We start from the raw sequence: 25,519 nt of genomic DNA on the forward strand, positions 1-25,519 counted from the left end.
ACCCGCCGATTTCAAGCCTGCTCGTCGATAGACGGCGGCGTTTCGGCTGGCGCCTTGCTGACCACGACCATTGCCGGGCGCAGCAGGCGACCATTGAGCATGTAGCCCTTCTGGAACACCTTGAGCACACTGTTGGGCTCGACATGGGTGCTTTCCTGCAGAGCCATGGCCTGATGGTGCTCAGGATTGAACGGCGCACCATGCGGATCGATGGCTTCCAGCTGGTGACGCTTGAGGGTGTCGAGCAACAGCTTGAGCGTCAGCTCCATGCCCTCGCGCACCGCCTTGATCGCCTCGTCGTCCGCGCTCGACAGCTCGAGACCCCGCTCGAGGCTATCGACCACCGGCAACAGATCATTGGCGAATTTCTCGAGGGCGAACTTGTGCGCCTTCTCGACATCCTGCTCAGCGCGGCGGCGCACGTTCTGCAGATCGGCAGCCATGCGCAGCGACTGATCCTGCGCAGTAGCCAGTTGCTCTTCCAGCGTTTGCACGCGAGCAGCCAGGTCTTCACCCAGCGCAGCGTCGTTCGCTTCAGCCTCGGGAGTCTGCGGATCCAGGTTCTGTTCGTCAGCCATGCATTTCTCCTCTGAATAATTCGACGAGCCTCAACTCGCGCGTCTGCCGCCTATATAAGGACGATTTGTAGGGTTTCAAGGGGCGCGACGATATCAGCGCCCGACATCGCGCACAGGATTGCCAGCCACAAATAAAACACTGTATAAATAACCAGACAAATTCTGGGAGGCCTCGCCATGCTGGTGCACCTGTCCGTACACAATTACGCCATCGTCGAACACCTCGATCTGGAACTGGATCGCGGCATGAGTGTTATCAGCGGCGAAACTGGCGCGGGTAAATCGATCATGCTCGACGCCCTGGGCCTGACCCTGGGCGATCGCGCGGACAGCGGCGTAGTGCGGCCTGGCGCCGACAAGGCCGACATTCTCGCCAGCTTCGACCTGGGCGATATTCCCGAAGCCCACACCTGGCTCGCCCAGCGTGACCTGGCCACCGAGGGCCCGTGCATCCTGCGTCGGGTAATTACCGCCGAAGGCCGCTCGCGCGGCTATATAAATGGCACGCCCTGCCCGCTCGGTGACCTCAAGGCGCTGGGCGAACTGTTGATCGACATCCACAGCCAGCATGAGCACCAGTCGCTGCTCAAGGTCGACACCCACCGGCGCTTGCTCGATGAATATGCCGGCGCACAGGAACTGTCTCGCCAGGTCAATCTGGCCGCGCAGCGCTGGAAGCAGACCCGCAGCGAACTCGAACGCCTTGCTTCGCAGGGCGACGAGCAGCGCGCGCGCCATCAATTGCTCAGCTATCAACTGGAGGAGCTGGAGAATCTCGGCCTCGGCGACAATGAGCTGGAGCAGCTGGAACAGGATCACAAGGCACTGACCAATGCCGAGGGGCTGCTTGCCGCCTGTCGCCAGGTCATCGAGCAATGCAGCGAGAGCGATGCCGGCAACGTGCTGTCCGCGCTGACCAGCAGCCTAAGCCGACTCAGTGGCGTACAAGGCCAGCCAGGGCCGCTCAATGAAGCGGCCAACCTGCTGGCCAGCGCGCAGATCCAGGTTGAAGAAGCGGTCGGTGAACTGAATCGCTTCCTCGATCATTTCGAAGCCGACCCGCAGCGCCAGCAACAACTGGAGGAGCGCCTGGACACCATCTACACCCTGGCGCGCAAACACCGCATTCACCCTAGCGAATTGCCTGCCATGCAGCAGCAGCTGTTCGACGAGCTGGAAGGCCTGAATGCCGATGACCAGGCCACCGAGCGCCTGAGTGAAGAACTGGCCGCCTATGGCCGGCACTACCAGGAAAAGGCCGCCGAACTGAGTACCCGCCGGCAGAAAGCAGCAGCCAAACTGAGCAAAGCAGTGGAGAAGGAAATGCAGCTGCTGGGCATGCCCGGCGGACGCTTCAGCATCCAGCTGCAGGAAAATACCAGCACAGACCCCAACGGCAATGGTCTGGAGCAGGTCGAGTTTCTGGTCAGCGCCAACCCGGGCCAGCCGATAAAGGCGCTGGCCAAGGTGGCGTCAGGTGGTGAGCTGTCACGTATCAGCCTGGCGATCCAGGTGATCACTGCGCAAACATCGCGCGTGCCGACGCTGGTGTTCGACGAAGTGGACGTGGGCATCGGCGGCCCGACGGCCGAAGTTGTCGGACAGTTGCTCCGCCGCCTGGGCGAGCGCGGCCAAGTACTCACCGTCACGCACCTGCCGCAGGTTGCCGCTCAGGGGCACCAGCATCTGTTCGTACACAAGGTTCGCGGCAACAACGCCACACGTACGGCGGTCAGCAAGCTGAGCGATGCGCAGCGGGTGGAAGAAATCGCCCGCATGCTCGGCGGCATCGACCTCACCGAAGAGTCGCTGGCTCACGCGCGCAAACTGGTCAGCAACGCCCAGGGCTGACTACTCAATCTGACTTTACTGCAGGCATGAAAAAGGCGACCCAGGGTCGCCTTTTCCAATACTGGGTCGTACTTACTGCTTGGCACCAGTGGTGCGCACGTACAGAACCAGGTTGTGATCCACCAGCTCGAAACCATGCTCACGCACGATTTCCTTCTGGCGCTTCTCGATTTCAGCATCGAAAAACTCGATCACGTCACCAGTATCCACGCACACCATGTGATCGTGGTGACCACCGTCGGCCAATTCGAATACGGCATGGCCGCCGTCGAAATTGTGGCGTACCACCAGACCCGCCGCTTCGAACTGGGTCAGAACCCGGTACACAGTGGCCAGACCGACGTCTTCACCAGCGTCCATCAGGGACTTGTAGACATCTTCTGCGCTCATGTGACGCTGCTCGGCAGAGTCCAGCATCTGCAGGATTTTGACCCGTGGCAGGGTCACTTTCAGGCCAGCTTTGCGGAGTTCGCTATTTTCAACCATGGTCTGCTTTCTCGCGGAAGCGCTTCGCAGCTTCCCTTATTGCGGGTATGATCGGGGTTTACGTTGCCCAGCCAAGATAGTGGAAGACGCCCACCGATGCAAAAAACCAGACTCCTGCTGACCAGCCTCACCTTCATGGGGCTCATCGCACTCGCCGGCTGCTCATTCCCCGGGGTTTATAAAATCGACATCCAACAGGGCAATGTCGTCACGCAGGACATGATAGACCAGTTGAGGCCGGGAATGACCCGACGCCAAGTACGGTTTATCATGGGCAATCCCCTGCTGACCGACACGTTTCATGCCAATCGCTGGGACTACCTGTACAGCATGCAGGCCGGCGGCAGCCAACGGCAGCAAGAGCGTGTAAGCGTTAACTTCAACGCCGATGACCAATTGGTCGGCCTGTCTGGCGACTTCATGCCGGGCGTCAGCCGTGATGATGCGATTCTCGGTCGCGACGGCGCGCCACAGACTGCACCGACTCAGCCGCAGGAAGAACCAGCCGCTCCAGGTTCGCTGCTCGAGCAGATCCAGCGCGATGTGGATAACGTCGAGACCGTACCGGTACCGACGCCAGAGCCGCTGGAAACCTCTCCGCAATAACACTGCGACGTAAAAAAACCCCGGTAATGCCGGGGTTTTTTATTGCCGCTCATTCGAGCCGGCCGCTGCAGCACTCGCCTCGTTCGCCCTCAGCGCTTGCCGTTACCCGCGCTCCGGGCTCGCTCGGCGGCCTGCGCCGCCCGGCGTTTGCGTACGTCTTTAGGGTCCGCCAGCAGGGGCCGGTAGATCTCCACTCGATCTCCGCCTTCCAGCAGCCGTGTCTCCGGCGACGCCACAGCTTTGCCAAATATCCCTAACGGCGCGCCAGCCAGATCGAGGCCAGGGAATGCTCCCTGCAAACCGGATTTCAAGGCGGCCTCGCGTACGGTGCTGCCCGCAGGTAATTGCAGTGCAATCAGTAGTTGCCGGCCAGGGGCAGCGAACACGACCTCCACCGAAATCAACTCACTGACCATGAAGCTCTTTGGCTCGCTGGCAAAAGGCATCGACCATGGTATTGGCGGCCTGATTGAACAACGGCCCGAGCGTCGCGCGCATGATCGACCCGGCATAGTCGAAGGTCAGATCCAAGCTGATCTTGCAGGCCTTGTCACCGAGCGCCTTGAAGGTCCATTGGCCATGCAGATGTTCGAACGGCCCGCTTTCCAGATTCAGCTCGATGGATTGCCCCGGCACCAGCACATTGCGCGTGGTGAAGCGTTGACTCAAACCGGCCTTGGCCACTTCCAGACTGGCACGCATGTGCGTGTCACTGACCTCGATGACCTCGCTTGAGGCGCACCACGGCAGAAATTCCGGGTAGCGCTCTACGTCGTTGACCAGGTCGTACAGCGCCTGCGCGGGGTAAGGCAGCAGAGCCGAGCGTTGAATATGAGTACTCATAGAAATAGGGTTTCCACGGTTGGCGACATCGCTGTAACGCGACGTTGCAGGGCGATGCAAAAGGCAACCGGCATCGACCACAAGACGAGAAGTGCCCACATTGTCGGGGATTCGCCCGGAGGGCTCAAGCGCACCACTGCCGCAGCGGTTTTTCGCATGCGGATGCATGGCGCGTTGTCGTCATACTCCATATAATGCGCCGCCTATGGCTAAACAAACGAAACATCCGCAAGGCAGCATCGCGCAGAACAAGAAAGCGATGCACGACTACTTCGTCGAGTCCCGCTTCGAGGCCGGGCTGGCTCTGGCCGGCTGGGAAGTGAAAAGTCTGCGCGCCGGCAAGGCCCAGTTGGTAGACAGCTATGTGCTGCTCAAAGACGACGAAGCCTGGCTGATGGGTTGCCACATCACGCCGCTGAAAACCGCCAGCACTCACGTCATCGCCGACCCGACGCGCACGCGCAAGCTGTTGCTGAACAAGCGCGAGCTGGAAAAGCTGTTCGGTTCCGTGCAACAGAAGGGCTACACCTGCGTCGCCCTGTCGCTCTACTGGAAGCAGCATCTGGTGAAGTGCGAAATCGCTCTGGCCAAAGGCAAGAAGGATTTCGACAAGCGCCACACAGAGAAAGAGCGTGACGCCGACCGCGAAGTGCAGCGCGCGATGCGCAGCAAGGGCAAGGACGAGTAAGCACCGCCGGCCTGCCCCGCTGCAGGCCTTTACCTTGCCATAGTTAGCCGACAGCCAATCTCAGGCTTTGGAACCCGCCGTCTTGCCTCGACGCTGTGCGCGTAGCTCGCGGACTTCCTGCTGCATGGCGCCAGCCAGAACCTCCTGCACATAGTCGATGTGCTGGTTGGACAGCCCTCGCGCCTCTTCGGCCCGCCCTTCGATGATTGCCTCGTACAGCGCGCGATGCTGCGCATTGAGCATGCTGCGGGTTTCGCCGCGCAGGGCATACATGCCACCGATGTTGGTCACCACATTGCGCTTGAGCAGGTCGAACAGGCCGCGAATGGTGTGCAGCAACACCGCATTGTGGCTGGCCTCGGCAATCGCCAAGTGGAAATTGGCGTCGGCCGCTCCCTCCTCCGCGCGAGTCACTTCACCGGCGCGCCCATAACAGTCCTGCAGCCGATCGAACGCTTCGCTCAAGCGCTGGCGATCTCGATCCGTCGCCCGCAGCGCAGCGTAGTACGCACAGGACCCCTCGAGGGTATGCCGGAATTCGAGGAGGTCGCGCTGCACATCGCTGTTGTTCTCCAGCAGGTGTAACAGCGGATCACTGAACGTGGAGCCGACGCTGTCGCAAACGTAGGTGCCGCCACCCTGGCGGCTGAGCAACAACCCCTTGGCGACCAGTTTCTGGATCGCTTCGCGCAACGAGGGGCGAGACACGCCGAACTGCTCGGCCAGAACGCGCTCGGCGGGCAGACGCTCACCGGCCTTGAGCGTGCCTTCGAGAATCATGGTTTCGACCTGCCCGGCGATGTCGTCCGACAAACGCCGCTGACGCACCTGACCCACTTCCATTGCCACAACCCCATTCGAATAAGCCAAGCCCCTGGACGGCGCAGCGCTGCCTGGACAAGAAGCGCGACATTCTACGACCAAAGTCTGGATGAGGCGATTTGACAGCCATTTACCGGACCTTTTAACCTGTCGATCATCACCTGTAAATTGGTCTTACCAATTTACATTACAACAACAATAACCATGAGGTCACACCATGACGCCTCGTCAGGCCATGCCGCAGCTACCTGCTCTTCCTTTCACGCGCCTCTTGCGCCGCTGCGGGGAGTGAGTGCCACCATGTCCACCGGAATTCTCGCTTTACTGGCTTTTTCGCCAATCCTTCTGGCCGCACTCCTGCTCGTCGGTCTGCGCTGGCCGGCCAAGCGCGCCATGCCGCTGGTCTATCTGGTCACCGCGGCGATCGGTCTGTTTGCCTGGGACATGAGCTTCAACCGAGTGCTGGCCTCCACCCTGCAGGGTTTGCTGATTACTGTAGGTGTGCTGTGGATCATTTTCGGCGCCATCCTGCTGCTCAATACGCTCAAGCATTCGGGCGGCATCCTCGCCATTCGCTCGGGGTTTGCCACCATCAGCCCGGACCGTCGCATCCAGACGATCATCATCGCCTGGCTGTTCGGCTGCTTTATCGAAGGTGCTTCAGGTTTCGGCACGCCAGCGGCGGTTGCCGCACCACTGTTGGTTGCCATCGGCTTTCCCGCCATGGCGGCCGTATTGATGGGCATGCTGGTACAGAGCACGCCGGTTTCCTTCGGAGCGGTCGGCACGCCGATAATCGTTGGTGTGAACACCGGGCTGGATACCGCCACCATCGGCGCACAACTGATCGAGAACGGCTCGTCGTGGGCGCAATTCCTGCAATTGATCACCAGCCAGGTAGCGATCATTCACGCACTGGTCGGTGTGGCTATTCCGGTGTTTATGGTGATGATGCTGACCCGCTTCTTCGGTCAGGAAAAAAGCTGGAAGGCGGGCCTGGAGGCGCTGCCCTTCGCGCTCTTCGCCGGTCTCGCCTTCGTGCTGCCCTACGCGGCAACTGGCGTGCTGCTGGGCCCGGAATTTCCTTCACTGATCGGTGGGCTGGTAGGTTTGGCTATCGTCACCAGCGCCGCCCGCTACGGGTTTCTGGTGCCTAAAAAGACCTGGGATTTCGCTCCGGCAGACAAGTGGCCAAGCGAATGGCTGGGCAGCGTTGAAATCAAGCTGGACAACCTGACGGCCAAACCGATGGGTGCTGTGCGCGCCTGGCTTCCCTATGTACTGGTTGGCGCTTTGCTGGTCATCAGCAGGGTTTTCCCATCAGTTGGCAACGCCCTCAAGGCGGTTGTGGTGAATTTCCCCGACCTGCTCGGTGAGGTCGGCGTGAGCGCAAACTTCCAGCCGCTGTACCTGCCGGGCGGCATTCTGGTTGCGGTCGTGCTGGCGACATTCTTCCTGCACGGCATGAAAGTGCGCGAGCTGAGCGCGGCGGTCAGGGAATCCTCCAGCGTCCTGCTCAGCGCCGGTTTCGTTCTGCTGTTCACCGTGCCGATGGTGCGCATTCTGATCAACTCCGGCGTGAATGGCGCCGAGTTGGCCAGCATGCCGATTCTCATGGCTCGCTGGGTAGCCGACAGCGTAGGCGGCGTGTACCCGCTGCTGGCTCCGAGCATCGGCGCGCTGGGCGCGTTCATTGCCGGCTCGAACACAGTCAGCAACATGATGTTCAGCCAGTTCCAGTTTGGCGTAGCCAGCAGCCTGGGTATTTCCAGTGCGCTGATCGTCGCAGTGCAGGCGATAGGCGCAGCAGCCGGCAACATGGTGGCGATTCATAACGTGGTCGCCGCTTCCGCCACTGTCGGGCTGCTTGGCCGTGAAGGAAGTATCCTGCGCAAAACCATCTGGCCGACGCTGTATTACGTGATCTTTACTGGTGTGATCGCACTGATCGCCATTTACCTGCTGGGTATCAGTGACCCACTGGTTGGCGTGTAACGATAAGTCGCCAATGCGCCTCGGCACTGCCGGGGCGCTGCCGTACAAAAGTCCCCTACTCTTTTCTGCCACGGGATGAGCCCATGATCATTTCTGCCTCCACCGACTACCGCGCCGCGGCGCAACGTCGCCTGCCGCCGTTCCTGTTTCACTACATCGATGGCGGCGCCTATGCGGAGTACACACTCAAGCGCAACGTCGACGACCTCGCCAGTATCGCCCTGCGCCAGCGTGTGCTGCGCAACATGTCCGAACTGAGCCTGGAAACCCAACTGTTCGGCGAGACGCTGGCGATGCCGGTGGCCCTGGCTCCGGTCGGTCTCACCGGCATGTACGCGCGCCGCGGCGAGGTGCAGGCAGCCAAGGCGGCTGCGGACAAGGGTATTCCGTTTACCCTGTCCACGGTCTCGGTGTGCCCGATCGAAGAAGTGGCCCCGGCGATCAGCCGGCCGATGTGGTTCCAGCTGTACGTCCTGAAAGACCGCGGCTTCATGAAGAATGCCCTGGAGCGCGCCAAGGCCGCCGGCGTAACCACCCTGGTGTTTACCGTCGACATGCCGACGCCGGGCGCCCGCTACCGTGATGCCCATTCGGGCATGAGCGGCGCCAATGCCGCTATGCGCCGCATGCTGCAGGCCTTTACTCACCCGGCGTGGGCGCTGGATGTGGGCCTTCTGGGCAAGCCCCACGACCTCGGCAACATCTCCGCTTACCGCGGTCACCCGACCGGCCTGGCCGACTATATCGGCTGGCTGGGCGCCAACTTCGACCCGTCGATCTCTTGGAAGGACCTGGAGTGGATCCGCGAGTTCTGGGATGGTCCGATGGTCATCAAAGGCATTCTTGACCCTGACGATGCGCGCGATGCGATCCGCTTCGGCGCCGACGGCATTGTCGTGTCCAATCATGGCGGTCGCCAGCTCGACGGTGTGCTGTCCAGCGCCCGAGCGTTGCCGGCGATTGCCGACGCGGTGAAGGGTGACCTTAAAATTCTTGCCGACTCGGGCATTCGCAGCGGCCTGGACGTCGTACGCATGATCGCCCTGGGCGCCGACACGGTGATGCTCGGCCGTGCCTTCATTTACGCGCTGGCCGCCGCTGGCGGTGCCGGCGTAAGCAACCTGCTGAGCCTGATCGAGAAGGAAATGCGCGTGGCCATGGTGCTGACCGGCGCCAAATCCATTGCCGAGATCAGCGCTGAGTCGCTGGTTCGGGAGCTCTGAGGCCATGACTGCGATAAGCCGCGACGCGCTGCTGGCGACCCTGCGCGATGCCGTGGGCAGTGAACATGTGCTCACCGATGAACAGAACACCCGCCGCTTTCGCAAGGGCCACCGCACCGGCGACGGTGGCGTGCTGGCGGTGGTGCGGCCCGGCACGCTGCTGGAGCAGTGGCGTGTGCTGCAAGCGGCTGTCGCTGCGGACCGCATCGTCATCATGCAGGCGGCCAACACAGGCCTCACCGGTGGTTCGACCCCGGATGGCAATGACTACGACCGCGAGATCGTGCTGATCAGCACCCTGCGCATCACCGGCGTACAGCTGATCAACGATGGCAAGCAGGTGGTATGCCTGCCCGGCGCCACGCTGGATCGCCTGGAACAGGCACTGGCTCCGCTCGACCGCGAGCCCCACTCGGTCATCGGCTCTTCCTGCATCGGCGCCTCGGTACTCGGCGGCGTGTGCAACAACTCGGGAGGTTCACTGGTGCGCCGCGGCCCGGCCTACACCGAGCTGGCGCTGTACGCGCAGGTGCGGGAAGACGGCACCCTGGAGCTGATCAATCACCTGGGCATTGATCTGGGCAATAGCCCTGAGGAAATCCTCACTCGCCTGCAGCGCGGCGACTACAGCCCGTTCCAAGTCAGCAACGAAGGCACCGGCAAAGCCTCGGACGGCAGCTACGCCGAATACGTACGCGACGTCGATGCCGACACGCCAGCGCGCTTCAACGCCGACCCGTCGCGGCTGTTCGAAGCGTCCGGCTCAGCCGGCAAGTTGTGCCTGTTCGCCGTGCGCCTGGATACCTTTCGCAAAGAGCCGAGCACCGTCTTCTATATCGGCAGCAATGACCCGCATGACCTCACCGAGGTGCGCCGTCACCTGCTCAGCCAGTTGCCCAGCCTGCCGATTGCCGGGGAGTACATTCACCGCACTGCCTTCGACATCGGCGAGCGATACGGCAAGGACACCTTTCTGGTCATCGACAAGTTCGGCACTGCCAAGGTGCCGGCAGCCTTCGCGCTGAAAAGCCGCGTCGATGGTTTCTTCGAGCGTTTCGGCCTGCGCGGCGTCAGTGATCGAGCCATTCAGCTGTTGATGAACCTGCTGCCCAGCCATCTGCCGCAGCGTATGCGCCAGTACCGTGACCGCTTCGAGCATCACCTGCTGGTTCGCGTCGCCAACGACAGCCGGGAGCAGACCCGGACGTTTTTGGATGCGTTTTTCGGAGAGCGCAATAGCGGCGCATTTTTCGAGTGCGATGCCGACGAAGGTCGCAGAGCATTCCTGCATCGCTTCGCCATCGCGGGTGCAGCGATTCGCTACCGCGAGGCGCATCGTCGCGAGGTCGAGGATATCCTCGCACTGGATATCGCTCTGCGTCGCAACGACCGCGATTGGGTCGAGACGCTGCCGCCTGCAATGGAGCAGCAGATTATTCACAAGCTGTACTACGGGCACTTCTTCTGCCACGTGTTCCATCAGGATTACATCGTCAAAAAGGGCGTCGATCCGATCGCCATGGAGCACGCCATGTGGGCACTGCTCGATGAGCGCCGCGCCGAATACCCGGCGGAGCACAACGTCGGTCACCTGTATGTGGCCAAGCCGGCATTGGCCGATTTCTATCGCGAACTGGACCCGACCAACACCTTCAACCCAGGCATCGGCCATACTTCTAAGAGCAAATATTGGGAGCCGTGCTGCGGCGACCACTGAAGCGAAGCGCGCCTCACAACGAACAAAGGGGAGACCTCTCGGCCTCCCCTTTCGTAGATGTCCTGTGCTGGCAATTCTGTCGCCGCTTTCCTCGCCCGCCTGGTTGGGCAGTGCGGACCCGGGTGCCGTGACGACCCGGTGGGGTCGGCGGCGCCAGCTCTCCTGATTGGGCGAGCCGGGTGGACTGTCGTCCGGGCCTTGAAACTGAGGTAAAGCTTACGCCCGGCGCCGCGACCAGATATTGCAAATATTGCTCATCAAAGCATCTCTTGCGCAATTTTACGCCAATCATTCATTATTCAGCGCAAGCCAACTATCTTTAAGCCGAATCATGAACAAACTCGACCGTTACGACCTGAACATTCTTGCCGAATTGCAACGCGACGCGACCCTGTCCAATCAGGACTTGGCCGAGCGTATCGGCCTATCGCCCTCACCCTGCTCGCGACGGGTCAAACAGCTGGAGGATGACGGCTACATCGTCCAGCAAGTGGCCTTACTGGATCGCAAAAAGCTTGGCCTGAGCCTGACCGCCTATGTGCTCATCGGCATGGACCGCCACACACCCGAACGCTTCGAGCATTTCCAGGAAGAGATCCGCAAGTGCCCCGAAGTGCTGGAATGCTGCCTGGTGACCGGGATGGACGCCGACTACCAGCTCAAAGTGGTGGTGCCGGACATGGATCATTATCAGAAGCTGCTGCTCGGCACCCTGACCCGGATCGATGGGGTTTCCAGCGTGCGCTCCAGCTTCGTGCTGCAGCAGATTCTTTCCAGCACGCAATTGCCACTCCAGCATCTGCGTAGCTAAAGGCCACGAAAAGCGCTGATTCGTTGCGAAGCACCGGCCGATAATTTTCTCATCTTCATATGGCCGAGCGGCAGGCGCTCTGGCGCAACGCTGACGGTGCTGGATACCGGCATCAGATGTTCTGAGCTGACTACGACGCCCCCGGATGGCGCCCGCCTACTTGAGAGTGGGCGGCACGTCTCGCCATTCGCCCGGCTGCAGACCGTCGAGTTGCCAGGGGCCGATGCGCACGCGCACCAGTCGCAAGGTCGGCAGCCCCACCGCGGCAGTCATGCGCCGTACCTGGCGATTGCGCCCTTCACGGATCACCAGTTCGAGCCAAGCAGTTGGCACGCTCTTGCGAAAGCGCACCGGCGGGTTGCGAGGCCACAGGATCGGCTCATCCAGCAGCCTCGCCTCGGCGGGTAGCGTCGGCCCGTCGTTGAGCTGCACGCCGTCACACAGCTGCTGGACCTGCTCAGCCGTCGGCTCCCCTTCAACCTGCACCCAGTAGGTCTTGGCCAGTTTGTGCTTGGGGTCGGCAATACGGGCCTGCAACTGACCGTCATTGGTCAACAGCAGCAGACCTTCGCTGTCGCGGTCCAGCCGGCCGGCCGGGTACACACCGGTTACCGGGACGAAATCCTTGAGCGTGGCGCGGCCCTGATCATCATTGAACTGGGTGAGAACGTCGAACGGCTTGTTGAGCACGAGCAACCGCGGTTCAGCAGGCGGCGCCTTGGCGGTTCGATACGGTCGTGACGCGGGGCGGGAGGGTCGGGACATGCAGAAAGCCATTGGCAGAGCGGAACGCGCAGTTTAACGCCTTTGCGACCCGCAGCCCGACCCTCAGCGCCCGCTGCGGTTGATAACCGGCGCATGCAGCGCCATCAGCTCGACGATCCAGTCGATGAACACGCGCAACTTGGCGCTGACATGACGGTTCGGCGAGTAGGCGATGTACATCGGCATCGGTTCGAACTGCCAATCCTCGAACACCTCGACAAGCTCGCCGCTCTGCACATGCGGCTGCGCCATGTAATGAGGCAGCCACAACGCGCCCATGCCGGCCAGACCCGCGGCCAGGTAGGCGTTGCCGTCATCGACCACCAACACATGGCGCCCCTGCACAGCGACGCGCTCGCCATCGCGGTGCATCACATACGTAAACACTTTGCCGGCTCGCCCCCACTGGAAGCCAACAATGCGGTGGTGGGTGTCGGCGAGCTGCTGTGGGTGCTCCGGGATGCCGGCGCGCTGCAGGTAGCCCGGGGTGGCATACACGCCAGACTGAAGGTCACCGACGCGGCGCGCCATCAGTGACTGATCGGTAATCTCGCCGCCGCGGATCACGCAGTCGACGTTCTCTCCGATCAGATCGACGAGACGATCACTGACCCCCAGCGCCAGCTGGATATCCGGATAGCGCGCATAAAAAGCCGGTAACGCGGGCACCAGAATCATCCGCGCGAACGGGCTGGGCACATCCACCCGAAGCCGCCCGCGCGGCTTGCTGGAGGCATCCGACAGGCTGGTTTCAGCATCATCCATATCAGCTAGCAGGCGCAGCACGCGCTCGTAATAGGCCGCGCCATCCGCTGTGACGTTGACTCTGCGCGTGGTGCGATTGAGCAGCTTCACGCGCAGTCGCGCCTCCAACTGCTGCACCTGCTGGGTCACGGTGGCTTTGCTGATTTGCAGGGTATCGGCCGCCTTAGTGAAGCTGCCGGTTTCGACCACGCGAGCGAATGCCCGCATCGCTTCGAATCGATCCATGTGGTGAGGCCTGACCATTGATTGTTTGGAGTTCCCGAACAGTGTTGCCGGTGCCAGCCGGTTTTTCCAGCCAGCAGTCCTTCCTATAGTGGCCTCACCGCTATTCGGGTCGACCTGACCCACAGGAGGCAACATGAATAACCGCGACGTAGTTTTCCCAGCAGGCCGCCAGGCGCTTTACGAGCGCAACCGCTACTCGCCAGCTGTGCGCTGCAATGGCTTGCTGTTCGTCTCGGGCCAGGTTGGCAGCCACCCCGACGGCTCACCCGAGCCGGACCTCAAGGCACAGGTTCGCCTGGCCTTCGAGAACCTCAATGCCGTGCTCAAGGCTGCTGATTGCACCTTCGATGACGTGGTCGACGTGACGGTGTTCATCGTCAACCCCGAAGCGCAATTCGAAACCATCTGGCAGGTGGTGCCCGAGTACTGGGGCGAGGCGCCACATCCGAACATCACCTGCGTGGGCGTCACCTGGCTGTACGGTTTTCAGTTCGAGATCAAGGTGATCGCCAAGCTACCGGAAGCGGCAGTGAAGTGATCCACTGAAACGCTTTCCGGCCAAGCGGCGGCGGGTAAGGGACGGCAGCGCGAACAGACGGTGAGCCTCGTACAAATACCTCTGTGATACACTGCGCGGCGGCCACAAGCTCCCCATCCGCCACCGCAGCCCCTACCGGAGCCGAGATTTTCGATGTCCGATACTGCCTCGCCCAAACCCGTTGCCAGCGGCGACAAATTCCGTACCGTACAGGGTATTACCGCAATCAAGGACGGCCAGAAGCGCCGCGCCTCGAGCGAGCCCCAGGTTTACGAACCCAAGCCCAGCTGGCTGCGAGTCAAGGCACCGGGCGGCAGTCGTTTCGAAGCCGTCAAACGCAACGTCAGCGAACACCGCTTGAGCACCGTCTGCCAGGAATCCCACTGCCCGAACATGGGCGAATGCTGGTCCAACGGCACGGCCACCATCATGCTGATGGGCTCGGTGTGCACCCGGGCGTGCCGCTTCTGCGCAGTCGATACCGGCAACCCCAATGGCTGGCTGGACAAGGAAGAACCGCAGAACACCGCCAAGTCGGTGGAGCTGATGGCGCTGCGTTACATCGTGCTCACCTCGGTGGACCGCGATGACCTGCCAGACGGCGGCGCGGCTCACTACGCAGCGTGCGTGCAGGCGATCAAGGCCAATACCCCGCAAGTGGTGGTCGAAGCGCTGACGCCGGACTTCGACGGTGATCTCGAAGCCATCGAGCGCGTGGTGGATTCGGGCCTTGAAGTGTTCGCTCAGAACGTCGAGACCGTCAATCGCCTGACCCGCGAAGTGCGTGACCCTCGCGCCGGCTACCGCAAGACCCTCGACGTGCTGGCACACGCCAAACGCCATCGCCCGGACGTGCTCACCAAGACCAGCCTGATGCTGGGCCTGGGCGAGACCGACGACGAAGTATTCGAAGCCATGGAAGATATGCGTGCCGTAGGCGTGGATATCCTGACCCTTGGCCAGTACCTGCAGCCCACCCGCAATCACCTGAAGGTGCAGCGCTGGGTCAGCCCGGACGAATTCAATCGTTTCCGTGAAATCGGCCTGAAAATGGGCTTCATGGAGGTAGCGGCTGGCCCGCTGGTGCGCTCCAGCTACCGCGCGGACAAGGTGTTCGAGAAGAACAACCTGGGCCTCGCCGCGCCGGTTCCAGTACCCGGCCAGCAAGCTGACACCAGCCTGATCCCGGCGCTGAACGTCAACTGATCACCCGGGCATCGCTGCGCTCAACGCCAGGCTTCAAAAGCGAGCCTGGCCAACCGTAGCTGCGGTTGAGCGCAGCGATACCCAGGAAACAGCTGCGCTCCAGTGAAGCCATAACAGCCTTACTGCTCATACCCCAAGCGCTGACGAAGAGCCCGCTCAAGGCGCTCGGCAACCTCGTCGAAACGCAGCGGCGCGTCCAATTGATCCCTGAGTTGCGTCATTTTCAAGCCGGCATAACCGCACGGATTGATGCGCTGGAACGGGCGCATATCCATGTCGACGTTGAGCGCCAGGCCATGGAACGAGCAACCACGGCGCACGCGCAGGCCCAGCGAAGCGATCTTGTCACCCTTCACATACACGCCCGGCGCGTCGGCTTTGGGCGCTGCTTCGACGCCATAGCTGGCCAGCACGTCGACCAGGGTCTGCTCCATCGCGGTGACCAGCTCGCGCACGCCCAAGCCGAGGCGACGCAGATCGAGCATCAGGTAGGCCACCAGCTGGCCAGGCCCGTGATAGGTCACCTGCCCGCCGCGCTCCACCTGTATGACTGGAATATCACCCGGTGCCAGCAGGTGCTCCGGCTTGCCGGCCTGCCCCTGGGTAAACACCTGCGGATGTTGCAGCAGCCAGATCTCGTCCGGCGTGGCATCGTCACGTTCGGCAGTCAGCGTGCGCATCGCCTCCAGGGTGGGCAGGTACTCGACCACTCCGAGGTGCCGCACGATCAGCTCGGCGGTCACTACAGCACCATGTGCACGCGGCCAGTGGCGCGTAGGTCAACGTGAATAGCCTCCAGCTGCTCGACACCAGTGGCGGTAATCAGCACCTGCACGGAAAGGAAGCGGCCCTTGCTGCTGTCGCGGGTCACCAGAGTGCCGGTGTCGAAGTCAGGCGCGTGGCGCTGCATCACCTCGATCACCATGTCGGTGAAACCTTCACCGGCCTCACCGATCACCTTGATCGGATAGTTCTTGCAGGGAAATTCGATTTTCGGAGCTTGTACGTCGGTATCGGTCATGGTGTTCACTGATCCAAAATGAAACGCCCTCGGTTCGAGGGCGTTCATCGCTACATGGGGGCGAGCTGTCAGTTAAACAACCCGTAGAAGAACAGGCGAATGCTATCCCACAGGCTGCGGAAGAAGCCACCTTCCTCGACAGCTTCCAGCGCTACCAGATCGGCGCTGTGCACCACCTGGTCACCCATCTTCACCTCGACCTTGCCGATTACATCGCCTTGGGCGATTGGCGCGGTGATTTGCGGATTCAGGGTCATGCTGGCCTGCAGCTTTTCCAGCTGGCCTTTGGGCAGGGTCAGCGTCAGATCCTGCGCCAGGCCGGCTTTGACCTGCGGCGACTGGCCCTTCCAGACCTGCGCCTGAGCCAGTTCGGCACCTTTCTGATAGAAAGTACGGGTTTCGAAGAAGCGGAAGCCGTAAGTCAGCAGCTTCTGAGTTTCCGCAGCACGGGCGCGCTCGCTGTCGGTGCCGAACACCGAGGTGATCATCCGCGCACCGTCACGAACGGCCGACGCCACCAGGCAGAAGCCGGCTTCGTTGGTGTGGCCAGTCTTCAGGCCATCAACGGTGCGGTCGCGCCACAACAACAGGTTGCGATTGGGCTGCTTGATGTTGTTCCAGAGGAACTCTTTCTGCGAATAGATGGCGTAATGCTCGGCATCTTCATTGATGATCGCGCGAGCCAGGATCGCCATGTCATGAGCGCTGGAATAGTGCTCCGGATGCGGCAACCCGGTGGCGTTCATGAAGTGGCTGTTTTTCATGCCCAGACGCTCGGCAGTCGCGTTCATCATGTCGGCGAACGCGTCTTCGCTACCGGCAATGTGCTCGGCCAAGGCGATGCTGGCATCGTTACCCGACTGAATGATGATGCCGTGCAGCAGATCGTCGACTGACGCCTGGCTGTTCACCGGCAAGAACATCGTGGAGCCGCCCGAAGCAGCACCGCCGGTGCGCCAGGCATGCTCGCTGATGGTCACCATGTCCTGCTCGCCGATCTTGCCGTTGCGAATTTCCAGGGTGGCGATGTAGGCGGTCATCAGCTTGGTCAGGCTGGCGGGCGGCAGGCGCTCGTCACCATTGTTCTCGACCAGGATGTTACCGCTGGCACCATCCATCAGCACATAGGACTTGGCGGCCAATTGCGGGGGAGCCGGCAGCGGCGCCTGACTGGCCCAGACGCTGGAGGCGCCAAGGAGCAGAAGTGACAGGAAGATGCGTTGCGCGAAGCTGGTGATTTTCATCCGTCTCTCTATGTAGCTGATGGTCGAACAGGCCCTTGCGGGCACATATGAGAAGTTATCCCCGCACACGGCGGGGATTCACTGCTTAGTCAGGCGGCCGGGCAAATAGTTGCCCGCATCGAAGGGCGGCGCCCTTCAGTCTGCCTTGACCAGAGTTGCTTGCCCGAGATTGGCCACGCGAATGCTGTCACGCACCCGCTCAGCCTCGCCCTGACTGTTGATCGGACCCAGTCGGACGCGGTGCAGAATCTGTTGATTGAGCACCACTGAGTTGATGAACACCGGGGCAGTCACCGACTCGCTCAACTTGGCCTTGAGGAGCTCCGCAGCGTCGGGATTGGCGAAGGCTCCCACTTGGAGATACAGGCCAGACGCTGCGGCTGAAGCGTTTTTTTTTGAGTCGATCTGCACCGGTACGGTGGCGGCGGCGTGCTGGGCTGGCGGCGGCGAAAATTGCTCGACCGGAGCGCTGGCTGCCTGCAGCTGGGCAACCTGTGCGGGCTGGACCTTGGCCATCTGCGGCTTTGCCAGCATCATCGGCACCGGCCGGCCTTGCTGAGCCCACCATTCGGTCGGATCGATACCTTCGACGTGAACCTGCGCGGTGCCCTTCTCGGCATAACCGAGCTTCTTGGCGGCGGCAAACGAGAGGTCGATGATGCGATCGGAATAGAACGGGCCGCGGTCATTGACCCTCAGGATCACGCTCTTGCCATTTTCCAGGTTGGTCACGCGCACATAGCTGGGCAGCGGCAGGGTCTTGTGCGCCGCGGTCATGCCATACAGGTCATAGGCCTCGCCGTTGGCAGTGGCCTGGCCGTGAAACTTGGTGCCGTACCACGATGCAGGGCCGGTCGCCTTGTAGCGACGGGCATCAGCGATCGGGTAGTACTGTTTGCCGAACACCACATACGGGCTGGCTTTCACCGGACCGTAATGGGGCATGGGAATGGCGTCCTGAATCTTCGAGACGTCGACATCCCACCAGGGCGCACCATCCTTGTGTGGGCGATCGAATTCGGATGGCCCGGATAGCGAGCCGCCGGCAGCAGGCGTGGCCGCCGTGCCTGTCGGCGCGCGGCTGGACGAACAGCTCGCCAGCACCAGCGCAAGAACGCCGCACGCGGCCAGTTTGAACGGCAGACCCGTCATTGATTGGCACCTCGGGCCTGAACCAGCAACTCGGACAACTGATTGACTGCCATGGCATACATCACGCTGCGGTTGTAGCGGGTGATGACGTAAAAGTTCGGCTGGCCAATCCAGTATTCGGCGCCCTCGGCGCCTTCGAGGCGAAACGCGGTGACCGGCAGATCATCAGCCAGCACGTCGTTGCTCGACCAGCCCAACGCGCGCAGTTCGCCGACGTTCTTTTCCGGATCGAGACCGGCGCTCAGGCCCTGCTCGGCCTGGTCGCCCTTGACCGTAGCGAGGCTGGCGACCGGTTGGCCCGGCTGCCACTTATGCCGTTTGAAGTAGCTGGCCACGCTTCCGATGGCATCGGTCGGGTTGTTCCAGATATTGATGTGGCCGTCGCCGTCGAAGTCCACGGCATAAGCGCGGAAGCTGCTCGGCATGAACTGCGGCAGGCCCATGGCACCCGCGTAGGAACCCTTCAGGCTGGCCGGGTCGACCTGTTCTTCACGGGTCAGCATGAGGAACTCACGCAATTCCTTGCGGAAGAACGGCGCCCGCGGCGGGTAATCGAAAGCCAACGTGGACAGCGCATCGATCACTCGGTAGCTGCCGGTGTTGCCGCCGTAGGAAGTCTCGACGCCGATGATGGCGACGATGATCTCGGCCGGCACGCCGTATTCCTGCTCGGCACGCGCCAGCGCTTCGGCATGCTCGTTCCAGAACGCCACGCCTTTGTTGATGCGCGCGTCGGTGATGAAGATCGGGCGGTATTCCTTCCACGGCTTGACGCGTTCGGCCGGGCGCGAAATGGCGTCGAGGATCGCCTGCTTGCGCTCGACGCCGCCGAACAACTCGCTGAGCTGCTCGCCAGCGAAACCGTAGTCACGGGTCATCTCGGTGATGAATTCGCCGACCTGCGGCGAGTTCGCGTATTCATTGGCAGCCATCGCCTGTGGAGCACCGAACAGGCCGGCAACCGCCAGCCAATGTGCATGTCGTGCGGCCCAGCCACGCAAAATCTGCATTGAATTCATAACCCCAATCAAGCCTGAGCGATCCACTTACGGTGCGTGTGGATGGACATCAGAATTCCGAAACTCGACAACAACGTGATCAACGACGTGCCGCCATAACTGATAAACGGCAGCGGCACACCCACCACCGGCAACAAACCACTGACCATGCCGATATTGATAAAGACATAGACAAAGAACGTCATGGTCAAACCGCCGGCGAGCAGCTTACCGAACAGTGTCTGCGCTTGCACGGTAATCACCAGACCGCGTGCGATCAACAGCACATACAAGAGCAGCAACAGACAGACACCAATCAGGCCAAATTCTTCGGCCAGAACCGCAATGATAAAGTCCGTGTGGCTTTCCGGCAAAAAGTCCAGGTGCGACTGTGTGCCCATCAGCCACCCCTTGCCGAATACCCCGCCGGAACCGATTGCCGCCTTGGACTGGATGATGTTCCAGCCAGCGCCCAGCGGGTCGCTTTCCGGGTTCATGAAGGTCAGTACCCGGCGCTTCTGGTAGTCGTGCATGACGAAGAACCACATCGCCGTGGCGATTGGCGCGAGCGCGGCGACAGCGCCGACGATCCAGCGCCACTGCAGCCCGGCCATGAACAGCACGAACGCACCGGATGCCAGAATCAGCACCGAGGTGCCGAGGTCCGGCTGCAGCAAAATCAGCACGAATGGGGTGACGATCAGCGCCAGGCTGACCGCCACATGCTTGAGGCTGGGCGGCAGCGTGCGCTTGGACAAATACCAGGCCATGGTCGCCGGCATCAGGATCTTCATAAATTCCGAGGGCTGGAAACGGATCACCCCTGGAATGTTGATCCAGCGGGTAGCGCCCATGGCGTTGTGGCCCATGACATCGACCACCACCAGCAATGCAACGCCGCCCAGGTAGCCCAGCGGCACCCAGCGCGCCATGAAGCGCGGCTCGAACTGGGCGATGATCACCATCGCCACCAGGCCGATGCCGAATGAGCTGGCCTGCTTGGTCAGCAGATCGAGGTTCTTGCCGCTGGCCGAATAGAGGATGAACAGGCTGCCAGTGGCGAGCAGCAGCAACAGCAACAGCAGAATGCCGTCAATGTGCAAACGCTGCAGCAGGCTGGAACGGCGACGCAGCACGTCATCGGTGGAAAGCGTGCGGTCGAAGCTACCGGTCAGGCTCATGGATGCTTCACCTCTGCGTTGAGCGGTGCCGAAGCCGCTGGCGTGGTGTATTCGGCCTTGAGCTGGCCACTCTCATCGAGCAACCAGGCGTCCATCACCTGCTTGACCACCGGCGCACCGACACCCGAGCCGGACTCACCGTTTTCGACCATCACCGCGACGACGATCTGCGGGTTTTCTGCGGGTGCGAAGCCAACGAACAGGGCATGGTCGCGATGGCGCTCCTGCACCTTGCTGCGGTCATATTTTTCGCCCTGCTTAATCGCCACGACCTGCGCCGTGCCGCTCTTGCCGGCGATGCGGTAAGCCGCGGCTTCACCGACCTTGCGAGCCGTACCGCGCGCGCCATGCATCACTGCTTCCATGCCGAGGCGCGCGTAATCCCAGGATTTGGGGTCACGCAGCACGATATCGTCAATCGGGTTTTCGTCGTGTGGCAACTGCCCATCGATGGTCTTGGCCAGGTGCGGACGAATCCACTTGCCTTTGGTAGCGACCAGCGCCGTGGCCTGAGCCAACTGCAAGGGTGTGGTCTGCATGTAGCCTTGGCCAATCCCCAGAATCAGCGTCTCGCCGGGGTACCAGGGCTGACGATAGCGCGCACGCTTCCAGTCACGCGACGGCATCAGGCCGGCAGTCTCTTCGAACATGTCCAGAGAAACGCGCTGGCCAATACCGAAGCGGGTCATGTAATCATGCAAGCGATCGATGCCCATCTTGTGGGCCAGGTCGTAAAAGTAGGTATCGTTGGACCGCATGATCGCCAGGTTCAGGTCCACCCAGCCGTCGCCGGTGCGGTTCCAGTTGCGATACTTGTGGCTGTGGTTGGCCAATTGGTAGAAGCCTGGATCGAATACCCGCGACGTCGGGGTGATAACTCCGGCATCCAGGCCGGCGACCGCGACCATCGGTTTGATCGTCGAGCCTGGCGGATACAAACCGCGAAGCACGCGGTTATAAAGCGGTCGGTCGATGGAATCGCGCAATTCCGCATAGGCTTTGAAACTGATCCCGGTGACAAACGGATTGGGATCGAAACTTGGCTGGCTGACCATTGCCAGTACTTCGCCAGTCGATGGCTGAATGGCCACAATGGCTCCTCGCCGGCCACCCAGCGCTGCCTCTGCAGCCTCCTGCAGACGCACGTCGAGCGTGAGGATCACATCCTTGCCGGGCAGCGGGTCGGTGCGGTTGAGCACCCGCAGGACTCGGCCACGGGCGTTTGTTTCGACCTCTTCATAGCCGACCTTGCCGTGCAGCTGATCTTCGTAGAAGCGCTCGATGCCGGTCTTGCCGATATGGTGCGTGCCGCTGTACTCGACCGGATCGAGTTCCTTGAGCTCTTTTTCGTTGATACGCCCGACATAACCGACCGAGTGGGCAAAATGTTCACGCTGCGGGTAGTGGCGCACCAACTGGGCGGCCACCTCGACGCCGGGCAGGCGGAACTGGTTGACCGCCAGCCGCGCGATCTGCTCTTCGCTCAGCTCGAACAGCACCGGCACTGGCTCGAACGGTCGCCGTCCCTGGCGCACTCGTTTCTCGAACAGTTCGCGGTCATCTGGCGTGAGCTCCAGTACTTCGACGATCACATCCAGTACCTGCTCCCAATTACCGGCGCGCTCGCGGGTCAGGGTCAGGCTGAAGCTGGGCCGGTTGTCAGCGATGATCTCGCCATTGCGGTCGTAGATCAGCCCGCGGTTCGGCGGAATCGGCTGTACGTGGATGCGGTTGTTCTCTGCCAGCGTCGAGTGGTACTCGTACTGAATGACCTGCAGATAATAGAGACGACCCACCAGCAGACAAGTCAGCGCCAGAAAAAACGCGCCACCAACCAACGCACGCTTGCGAATCAGGCGTGCGTCCTTTTCGTGGTCTTTTAGGCGAATCGGCTGGGGCATCGGAACGGCTGACTACTTGTGGTACGGGTGACCGGACAATACCGTCCAGGCCCGATAAATCTGTTCGCCGACCAGTATCCGTACCAGCGGGTGAGGCAGGGTCAGCGGCGACAGTGACCAGCGCTGCTCGCTGCGCGCCTGAACCTCGGGAGCCAGCCCTTCCGGGCCGCCGACCATGAGGTTGACGGTGCGCGAGTCCAGCCGCCACTTGTCGAGCTCGACGGCCAGTTGCTCGGTGCTCCAGGGTCGCCCTTCGACTTCCAGGGTAACGATGCGTTCCCCAGGCTGCACCTTGGCCAGCATCGCTTCGCCTTCCTGGCGGATCATCCGCGCCACGTCGGCGTTCTTGCCGCGCGTGGTCAGGGGAATTTCCACCAGCTCCAGCGACAGCTCGGACGGCATGCGCTTGGCGTATTCCTGCCAGCCGTCCTCGACCCAGCGCGGCATGCGCGAGCCGACGGCAATCAGTTTGATACGCACGACAGTCCCTTACTCGCCTTCTGCACCGTGCTGCGCGCGGCTCTGCTCGGCGCCCTGCCACAAACGCTCCAGGTCATAGAACTGGCGAGCGGTCGGCAGCATCACGTGAACGACGATATCGCCCAGGTCGAGCAATGCCCATTCGCCGCTGTCCAGGCCTTCGCTGCCGATCGGCCGCACGCCCTGCTCCTTGGTCTTTTCCAGCACGTTGTCGACCAGCGACTTGACGTGACGGCTGGAGGTGCCGCTGGCGATCACCATGAAGTCGGTGATGCTGGTCTTGTCACGCACGTCGATGGTGGTGATGTCCTGGGCCTTGATCTCTTCCAGTGCTGCGATGGCCAGCTTGACCAGGTCTTCACTGTGCATGGTTTGCTTCGTCATAACTAACTCGTTTGCCTCGTGTTCGATTCACCCACGGTACAGTCCATGGGCGTTGATATAAGCCAGCACCGCGTCGGGCACCAGAAAGCGCACCGAGCGGCCGTTCGCCAGCAGCGAACGGATCTGGGTGGCAGACACCGCCAGCGGTGTCTGCCAGATAAACGAAATCTGCCCTGCCGGCCCTTTCAGCGCCAGCGGGTCAGCGATATTGCGTGCTGCCAGCAGGTCGCGTAGCGGCTCGCTCGCTTCACTGTCGGCGTCCGGGCGCTGCAACACCAGAATGTGGCAATGGCATAGCAACTCGTCCCACCGATGCCAGGCCGGCAAGCCACAAAAGGCATCCCAACCTAGAATCAAAAACAGCTGATCATCCGCCGCCAGTTCGCCCCGCAGCGACTCCAGGGTATCGATGCTGTAGGACGGCTTGTCGCGCTGTAGCTCGCGGTCATCCACCCGCAGCGGCGGTAAACCCGCAACGGCCTGCTCGACCATCGCCAAGCGATCCTGCGCGCCGACCTGCGGCGTTTCCCGATGCGGTGGACGCGCGCTGGGAATCAGCCGCAGCTCGTCCAACCCCATGAATTCGACCACCTCGAGCGCGCCGCGCAAGTGGCCGATATGCACCGGATCGAAGGTACCGCCCAACAATCCGATGCGCTTGCAGCTTGCCATCAGGCGCGCACGTGCCCGTCGCCGAACACCACGTACTTCTCGCTGGTCAGCCCCAGCAGACCGACCGGCCCGCGGGCATGCAGCTTGTCGGTGGAAATACCGATCTCCGCGCCCAGGCCGTATTCAAAACCGTCGGCGAAGCGTGTCGAGGCGTTGACCATTACCGAGCTGGAATCCACTTCGGTAAGGAAGCGCCGGGCATCGCTGAAGTTTTCGGTGATGATCGCGTCGGTGTGCTGCGAGCCGTAGGTGTTGATGTGTTCGATAGCCGCATCCAGCGAGTCGACCACGCGGATCGCCAGGATCGGCGCGTTGTACTCGGCGTACCAGTCGTCTTCGCTGGCCTCCAGCACGTCGCGGCCCAGCAGTGCGCGGGTCTGCGCGTCACCGCGTAGCTCCACGCCCTTGTCACGGTAGATGGCGGCCAGCGGTGGCAGTAGACGCGCGGCGATATCGGCATGCACCAGCAGGGTTTCCATGGTGTTGCACGGCGAATAGCGCTGAGTTTTCGAGTTGTCGCAAACGCGGATGGCCTTGTCGAGGTCGGCGGCGATATCCACATACACGTGGCAAACGCCGTCGAGATGCTTGATCACCGGCACCTTGGCTTCACGGCTGATGCGCTCGATCAGGCCTTTACCACCGCGCGGCACGATCACATCGACGAACTCGGGCAAGGTAATCAATGCGCCGACTGCGGCGCGGTCGGTGGTTTCCACGACCTGCACGGCACTGGCCGGCAAACCGGCTTCGGCCAGACCGTCCTGGATGCAGCGCGCAATGGCCTGATTGGAATGAATCGCCTCGGAGCCGCCACGCAGGATGGTGGCGTTGCCGGATTTCAGGCACAGGCTGGCCGCATCGATGGTCACGTTGGGCCGCGATTCGTAGATGATGCCGATCACGCCCAGCGGCACGCGCATCTTGCCGACCTGAATGCCGGACGGCAGGTAGCGCATACCCTGAATTTCACCAATGGGATCCGGCAGCGTGGCAACCTGGCGCAGGCCTTCGATCATGCTGTCGATGACCTTGGGCGTCAGCGCCAGGCGGTCGAGCATTGCCGGCTCCAGACCGTTGGCACGGCCGGCGGCCAAGTCCAACTCATTGGCGGCGCTCAACTCGGCGCGGGCGGCGTCGAGCGCAGCGGCGGCGGCTTGCAGGGCCTGGTTCTTCTGCGCGGTGCTGGCCCGCGCAAGCACGCGCGAAGCCTGGCGGGCGGCGCGGCCCAGGCGGGTCATGTAGTCAAGCACGGACTCGGTCATGGCAACTCAGGTCTGGCAGCTGGAAAAAGTTGCTGAGTATAGCGGGCATGCCGCGCCGCGCACAGCAGCGCCGGGCAGATGGTCGTGAAAGCCTTGTAACTG

At 61.9% G+C, this 25,519-nt stretch carries 27 protein-coding genes; 9 read left to right on the plus strand and 18 right to left on the minus strand.

Features of this window, described 5'->3' with window-relative positions; all coding sequences use genetic code 11:
• Positions 1–11 precede the first annotated feature (11 nt).
• Positions 12–578 (minus strand): nucleotide exchange factor GrpE, encoded by a 567-nt coding sequence (grpE, locus tag BLS60_RS06905; protein ID WP_070882061.1) that lies wholly within the window; start codon positions 576–578, stop codon positions 12–14.
• A 177-nt stretch (positions 579–755) separates the two neighbouring features.
• Between grpE and recN the strand changes: the two genes are divergently transcribed.
• Positions 756–2,429, plus strand: coding sequence for a DNA repair protein RecN (gene recN, locus BLS60_RS06910; protein WP_092366216.1), 1,674 nt, complete (start codon positions 756–758; stop codon positions 2,427–2,429).
• A gap of 72 nt (positions 2,430–2,501) precedes the next feature.
• Here the strand turns inward: recN and fur are convergent, their stop codons facing one another.
• Positions 2,502–2,915 (minus strand): ferric iron uptake transcriptional regulator, encoded by a 414-nt coding sequence (fur, locus tag BLS60_RS06915; RefSeq protein WP_070880779.1) that lies wholly within the window; start codon positions 2,913–2,915, stop codon positions 2,502–2,504.
• 96 nt (positions 2,916–3,011) lie between these two features.
• On the opposite strand from fur, the gene BLS60_RS06920 reads away from it, so the two are divergent.
• Positions 3,012–3,521 carry an outer membrane protein assembly factor BamE gene (locus BLS60_RS06920; protein ID WP_070880778.1) on the plus strand — a complete coding sequence of 170 codons (510 nt, stop codon included), beginning with the start codon at positions 3,012–3,014 and terminating at the stop codon, positions 3,519–3,521.
• Between the two features lie 89 nt (positions 3,522–3,610).
• Here BLS60_RS06920 and BLS60_RS06925 read toward each other — a convergent pair whose 3' ends face one another.
• Entirely contained in the window at positions 3,611–3,937 is a 327-nt protein-coding gene (locus tag BLS60_RS06925; RefSeq protein WP_092366219.1) for an RnfH family protein, read from the minus strand.
• Entirely contained in the window at positions 3,927–4,364 is a 438-nt protein-coding gene (locus BLS60_RS06930) for a type II toxin-antitoxin system RatA family toxin (RefSeq protein ID WP_070880776.1), read from the minus strand. The genes BLS60_RS06925 and BLS60_RS06930 overlap by 11 nt, the downstream gene beginning before the upstream one ends.
• Positions 4,365–4,569: 205 nt before the next feature.
• Between BLS60_RS06930 and smpB the strand changes: the two genes are divergently transcribed.
• Positions 4,570–5,052 carry an SsrA-binding protein SmpB gene (gene smpB / locus BLS60_RS06935; RefSeq protein ID WP_042554876.1) on the plus strand — a complete coding sequence of 161 codons (483 nt, stop codon included), beginning with the start codon at positions 4,570–4,572 and terminating at the stop codon, positions 5,050–5,052.
• Between the two features lie 60 nt (positions 5,053–5,112).
• Here smpB and BLS60_RS06940 read toward each other — a convergent pair whose 3' ends face one another.
• On the minus strand, positions 5,113–5,895 hold the full coding sequence (locus BLS60_RS06940) for an FCD domain-containing protein (RefSeq protein WP_092366222.1): 783 nt from the start codon (positions 5,893–5,895) through the stop codon (positions 5,113–5,115).
• Between the two features lie 279 nt (positions 5,896–6,174).
• On the opposite strand from BLS60_RS06940, the gene BLS60_RS06945 reads away from it, so the two are divergent.
• From BLS60_RS06945 to BLS60_RS06960, 4 genes are all read left to right on the plus strand, one after another.
• Positions 6,175–7,869: an L-lactate permease gene (locus tag BLS60_RS06945; RefSeq protein WP_092366225.1), complete on the plus strand. Its 1,695-nt coding sequence runs from the start codon at positions 6,175–6,177 to the stop codon at positions 7,867–7,869.
• A gap of 83 nt (positions 7,870–7,952) precedes the next feature.
• Positions 7,953–9,092 (plus strand): FMN-dependent L-lactate dehydrogenase LldD, encoded by a 1,140-nt coding sequence (lldD, locus tag BLS60_RS06950; RefSeq protein ID WP_092366228.1) that lies wholly within the window; start codon positions 7,953–7,955, stop codon positions 9,090–9,092.
• Between the two features lie 4 nt (positions 9,093–9,096).
• Positions 9,097–10,809 (plus strand): D-lactate dehydrogenase, encoded by a 1,713-nt coding sequence (gene dld, locus BLS60_RS06955; RefSeq protein WP_092366230.1) that lies wholly within the window; start codon positions 9,097–9,099, stop codon positions 10,807–10,809.
• A 331-nt stretch (positions 10,810–11,140) separates the two neighbouring features.
• A complete protein-coding gene (locus tag BLS60_RS06960) occupies positions 11,141–11,620 on the plus strand; it encodes an Lrp/AsnC family transcriptional regulator (protein WP_042554872.1) in 480 nt (159 codons plus the stop codon).
• A gap of 156 nt (positions 11,621–11,776) precedes the next feature.
• On the opposite strand, the gene BLS60_RS06965 is transcribed toward BLS60_RS06960, so the two are convergent.
• Both BLS60_RS06965 and BLS60_RS06970 read right to left on the minus strand, forming a co-directional pair.
• Complete coding sequence (locus BLS60_RS06965) at positions 11,777–12,385, minus strand: pseudouridine synthase (protein ID WP_070880809.1); 609 nt, start codon at positions 12,383–12,385, stop codon at positions 11,777–11,779.
• A gap of 63 nt (positions 12,386–12,448) precedes the next feature.
• The gene (locus BLS60_RS06970) at positions 12,449–13,375 is read right to left on the minus strand and encodes a LysR family transcriptional regulator (protein ID WP_092366233.1); all 927 of its coding nucleotides are present in this window, start codon (positions 13,373–13,375) and stop codon (positions 12,449–12,451) included.
• A 133-nt stretch (positions 13,376–13,508) separates the two neighbouring features.
• On the opposite strand from BLS60_RS06970, the gene BLS60_RS06975 reads away from it, so the two are divergent.
• Both BLS60_RS06975 and lipA read left to right on the plus strand, forming a co-directional pair.
• On the plus strand, positions 13,509–13,913 hold the full coding sequence (locus tag BLS60_RS06975) for a RidA family protein (RefSeq protein ID WP_070880769.1): 405 nt from the start codon (positions 13,509–13,511) through the stop codon (positions 13,911–13,913).
• 153 nt (positions 13,914–14,066) lie between these two features.
• On the plus strand, positions 14,067–15,119 hold the full coding sequence (lipA, locus tag BLS60_RS06980; RefSeq protein WP_092366236.1) for a lipoyl synthase: 1,053 nt from the start codon (positions 14,067–14,069) through the stop codon (positions 15,117–15,119).
• 119 nt (positions 15,120–15,238) lie between these two features.
• Here lipA and lipB read toward each other — a convergent pair whose 3' ends face one another.
• The 11 genes from lipB to BLS60_RS07035 all read right to left on the minus strand — a co-directional run bounded on the left by lipB (position 15,239) and on the right by BLS60_RS07035 (position 25,417).
• Entirely contained in the window at positions 15,239–15,862 is a 624-nt protein-coding gene (gene lipB, locus BLS60_RS06985; protein ID WP_092366239.1) for a lipoyl(octanoyl) transferase LipB, read from the minus strand.
• Positions 15,862–16,140: a DUF493 domain-containing protein gene (locus BLS60_RS06990; protein WP_070880767.1), complete on the minus strand. Its 279-nt coding sequence runs from the start codon at positions 16,138–16,140 to the stop codon at positions 15,862–15,864. Before BLS60_RS06990 ends, lipB begins: the two co-directional genes overlap by 1 nt.
• Positions 16,141–16,208: 68 nt before the next feature.
• Entirely contained in the window at positions 16,209–17,384 is a 1,176-nt protein-coding gene (locus BLS60_RS06995) for a D-alanyl-D-alanine carboxypeptidase family protein (RefSeq protein ID WP_070880766.1), read from the minus strand.
• A gap of 135 nt (positions 17,385–17,519) precedes the next feature.
• The gene (locus tag BLS60_RS07000; RefSeq protein WP_070880765.1) at positions 17,520–18,536 is read right to left on the minus strand and encodes a septal ring lytic transglycosylase RlpA family protein; all 1,017 of its coding nucleotides are present in this window, start codon (positions 18,534–18,536) and stop codon (positions 17,520–17,522) included.
• Entirely contained in the window at positions 18,533–19,546 is a 1,014-nt protein-coding gene (gene mltB, locus BLS60_RS07005; RefSeq protein WP_092366560.1) for a lytic murein transglycosylase B, read from the minus strand. The genes BLS60_RS07000 and mltB overlap by 4 nt, the downstream gene beginning before the upstream one ends.
• Positions 19,547–19,563: 17 nt before the next feature.
• Positions 19,564–20,709: a rod shape-determining protein RodA gene (rodA, locus tag BLS60_RS07010; protein ID WP_092366563.1), complete on the minus strand. Its 1,146-nt coding sequence runs from the start codon at positions 20,707–20,709 to the stop codon at positions 19,564–19,566.
• A gap of 2 nt (positions 20,710–20,711) precedes the next feature.
• Entirely contained in the window at positions 20,712–22,616 is a 1,905-nt protein-coding gene (gene mrdA / locus BLS60_RS07015; RefSeq protein WP_092366242.1) for a penicillin-binding protein 2, read from the minus strand.
• Between the two features lie 12 nt (positions 22,617–22,628).
• Positions 22,629–23,096, minus strand: coding sequence for a 23S rRNA (pseudouridine(1915)-N(3))-methyltransferase RlmH (gene rlmH / locus BLS60_RS07020; protein ID WP_042554860.1), 468 nt, complete (start codon positions 23,094–23,096; stop codon positions 22,629–22,631).
• A 9-nt stretch (positions 23,097–23,105) separates the two neighbouring features.
• Entirely contained in the window at positions 23,106–23,465 is a 360-nt protein-coding gene (gene rsfS / locus BLS60_RS07025) for a ribosome silencing factor (RefSeq protein ID WP_070880806.1), read from the minus strand.
• A 42-nt stretch (positions 23,466–23,507) separates the two neighbouring features.
• Complete coding sequence (gene nadD / locus BLS60_RS07030) at positions 23,508–24,152, minus strand: nicotinate-nucleotide adenylyltransferase (protein WP_070880762.1); 645 nt, start codon at positions 24,150–24,152, stop codon at positions 23,508–23,510.
• A complete protein-coding gene (locus tag BLS60_RS07035) occupies positions 24,152–25,417 on the minus strand; it encodes a glutamate-5-semialdehyde dehydrogenase (RefSeq protein WP_070880761.1) in 1,266 nt (421 codons plus the stop codon). Before BLS60_RS07035 ends, nadD begins: the two co-directional genes overlap by 1 nt.
• Positions 25,418–25,519: the final 102 nt, after the last annotated feature.

Source organism: Phytopseudomonas seleniipraecipitans (assembly GCF_900102335.1).
Classification (GTDB): Bacteria; Pseudomonadota; Gammaproteobacteria; order Pseudomonadales; family Pseudomonadaceae; genus Aquipseudomonas; species Aquipseudomonas seleniipraecipitans.

Bases quoted from the DNA above. Each gene is read 5' to 3' on its own strand.
- BLS60_RS06925 (WP_092366219.1), bottom strand. From the start codon at position 3,937: ATGGTCAGTGAGTTGATTTCGGTGGAGGTCGTGTTCGCTGCCCCTGGC.
- BLS60_RS07035 (WP_070880761.1), bottom strand. From the start codon at position 25,417: ATGACCGAGTCCGTGCTTGACTACATGACCCGCCTGGGCCGCGCCGCC.
- BLS60_RS06960 (WP_042554872.1), top strand. From the start codon at position 11,141: ATGAACAAACTCGACCGTTACGACCTGAACATTCTTGCCGAATTGCAA.
- lipA (WP_092366236.1), top strand. From the start codon at position 14,067: ATGTCCGATACTGCCTCGCCCAAACCCGTTGCCAGCGGCGACAAATTC.
- BLS60_RS06920 (WP_070880778.1), top strand. From the start codon at position 3,012: ATGCAAAAAACCAGACTCCTGCTGACCAGCCTCACCTTCATGGGGCTC.
- nadD (WP_070880762.1), bottom strand. From the start codon at position 24,152: ATGGCAAGCTGCAAGCGCATCGGATTGTTGGGCGGTACCTTCGATCCG.
- BLS60_RS06975 (WP_070880769.1), top strand. From the start codon at position 13,509: ATGAATAACCGCGACGTAGTTTTCCCAGCAGGCCGCCAGGCGCTTTAC.
- BLS60_RS06970 (WP_092366233.1), bottom strand. From the start codon at position 13,375: ATGGATCGATTCGAAGCGATGCGGGCATTCGCTCGCGTGGTCGAAACC.
- smpB (WP_042554876.1), top strand. From the start codon at position 4,570: ATGGCTAAACAAACGAAACATCCGCAAGGCAGCATCGCGCAGAACAAG.
- BLS60_RS06940 (WP_092366222.1), bottom strand. From the start codon at position 5,895: ATGGAAGTGGGTCAGGTGCGTCAGCGGCGTTTGTCGGACGACATCGCC.
- BLS60_RS06995 (WP_070880766.1), bottom strand. From the start codon at position 17,384: ATGAAAATCACCAGCTTCGCGCAACGCATCTTCCTGTCACTTCTGCTC.
- mrdA (WP_092366242.1), bottom strand. From the start codon at position 22,616: ATGCCCCAGCCGATTCGCCTAAAAGACCACGAAAAGGACGCACGCCTG.
- fur (WP_070880779.1), bottom strand. From the start codon at position 2,915: ATGGTTGAAAATAGCGAACTCCGCAAAGCTGGCCTGAAAGTGACCCTG.
- BLS60_RS07000 (WP_070880765.1), bottom strand. From the start codon at position 18,536: ATGACGGGTCTGCCGTTCAAACTGGCCGCGTGCGGCGTTCTTGCGCTG.
- dld (WP_092366230.1), top strand. From the start codon at position 9,097: ATGACTGCGATAAGCCGCGACGCGCTGCTGGCGACCCTGCGCGATGCC.
- recN (WP_092366216.1), top strand. From the start codon at position 756: ATGCTGGTGCACCTGTCCGTACACAATTACGCCATCGTCGAACACCTC.
- grpE (WP_070882061.1), bottom strand. From the start codon at position 578: ATGGCTGACGAACAGAACCTGGATCCGCAGACTCCCGAGGCTGAAGCG.
- BLS60_RS06945 (WP_092366225.1), top strand. From the start codon at position 6,175: ATGTCCACCGGAATTCTCGCTTTACTGGCTTTTTCGCCAATCCTTCTG.
- rsfS (WP_070880806.1), bottom strand. From the start codon at position 23,465: ATGCACAGTGAAGACCTGGTCAAGCTGGCCATCGCAGCACTGGAAGAG.
- lldD (WP_092366228.1), top strand. From the start codon at position 7,953: ATGATCATTTCTGCCTCCACCGACTACCGCGCCGCGGCGCAACGTCGC.
- BLS60_RS06930 (WP_070880776.1), bottom strand. From the start codon at position 4,364: ATGAGTACTCATATTCAACGCTCGGCTCTGCTGCCTTACCCCGCGCAG.
- BLS60_RS06990 (WP_070880767.1), bottom strand. From the start codon at position 16,140: ATGACCGATACCGACGTACAAGCTCCGAAAATCGAATTTCCCTGCAAG.
- mltB (WP_092366560.1), bottom strand. From the start codon at position 19,546: ATGCAGATTTTGCGTGGCTGGGCCGCACGACATGCACATTGGCTGGCG.
- BLS60_RS06965 (WP_070880809.1), bottom strand. From the start codon at position 12,385: ATGTCCCGACCCTCCCGCCCCGCGTCACGACCGTATCGAACCGCCAAG.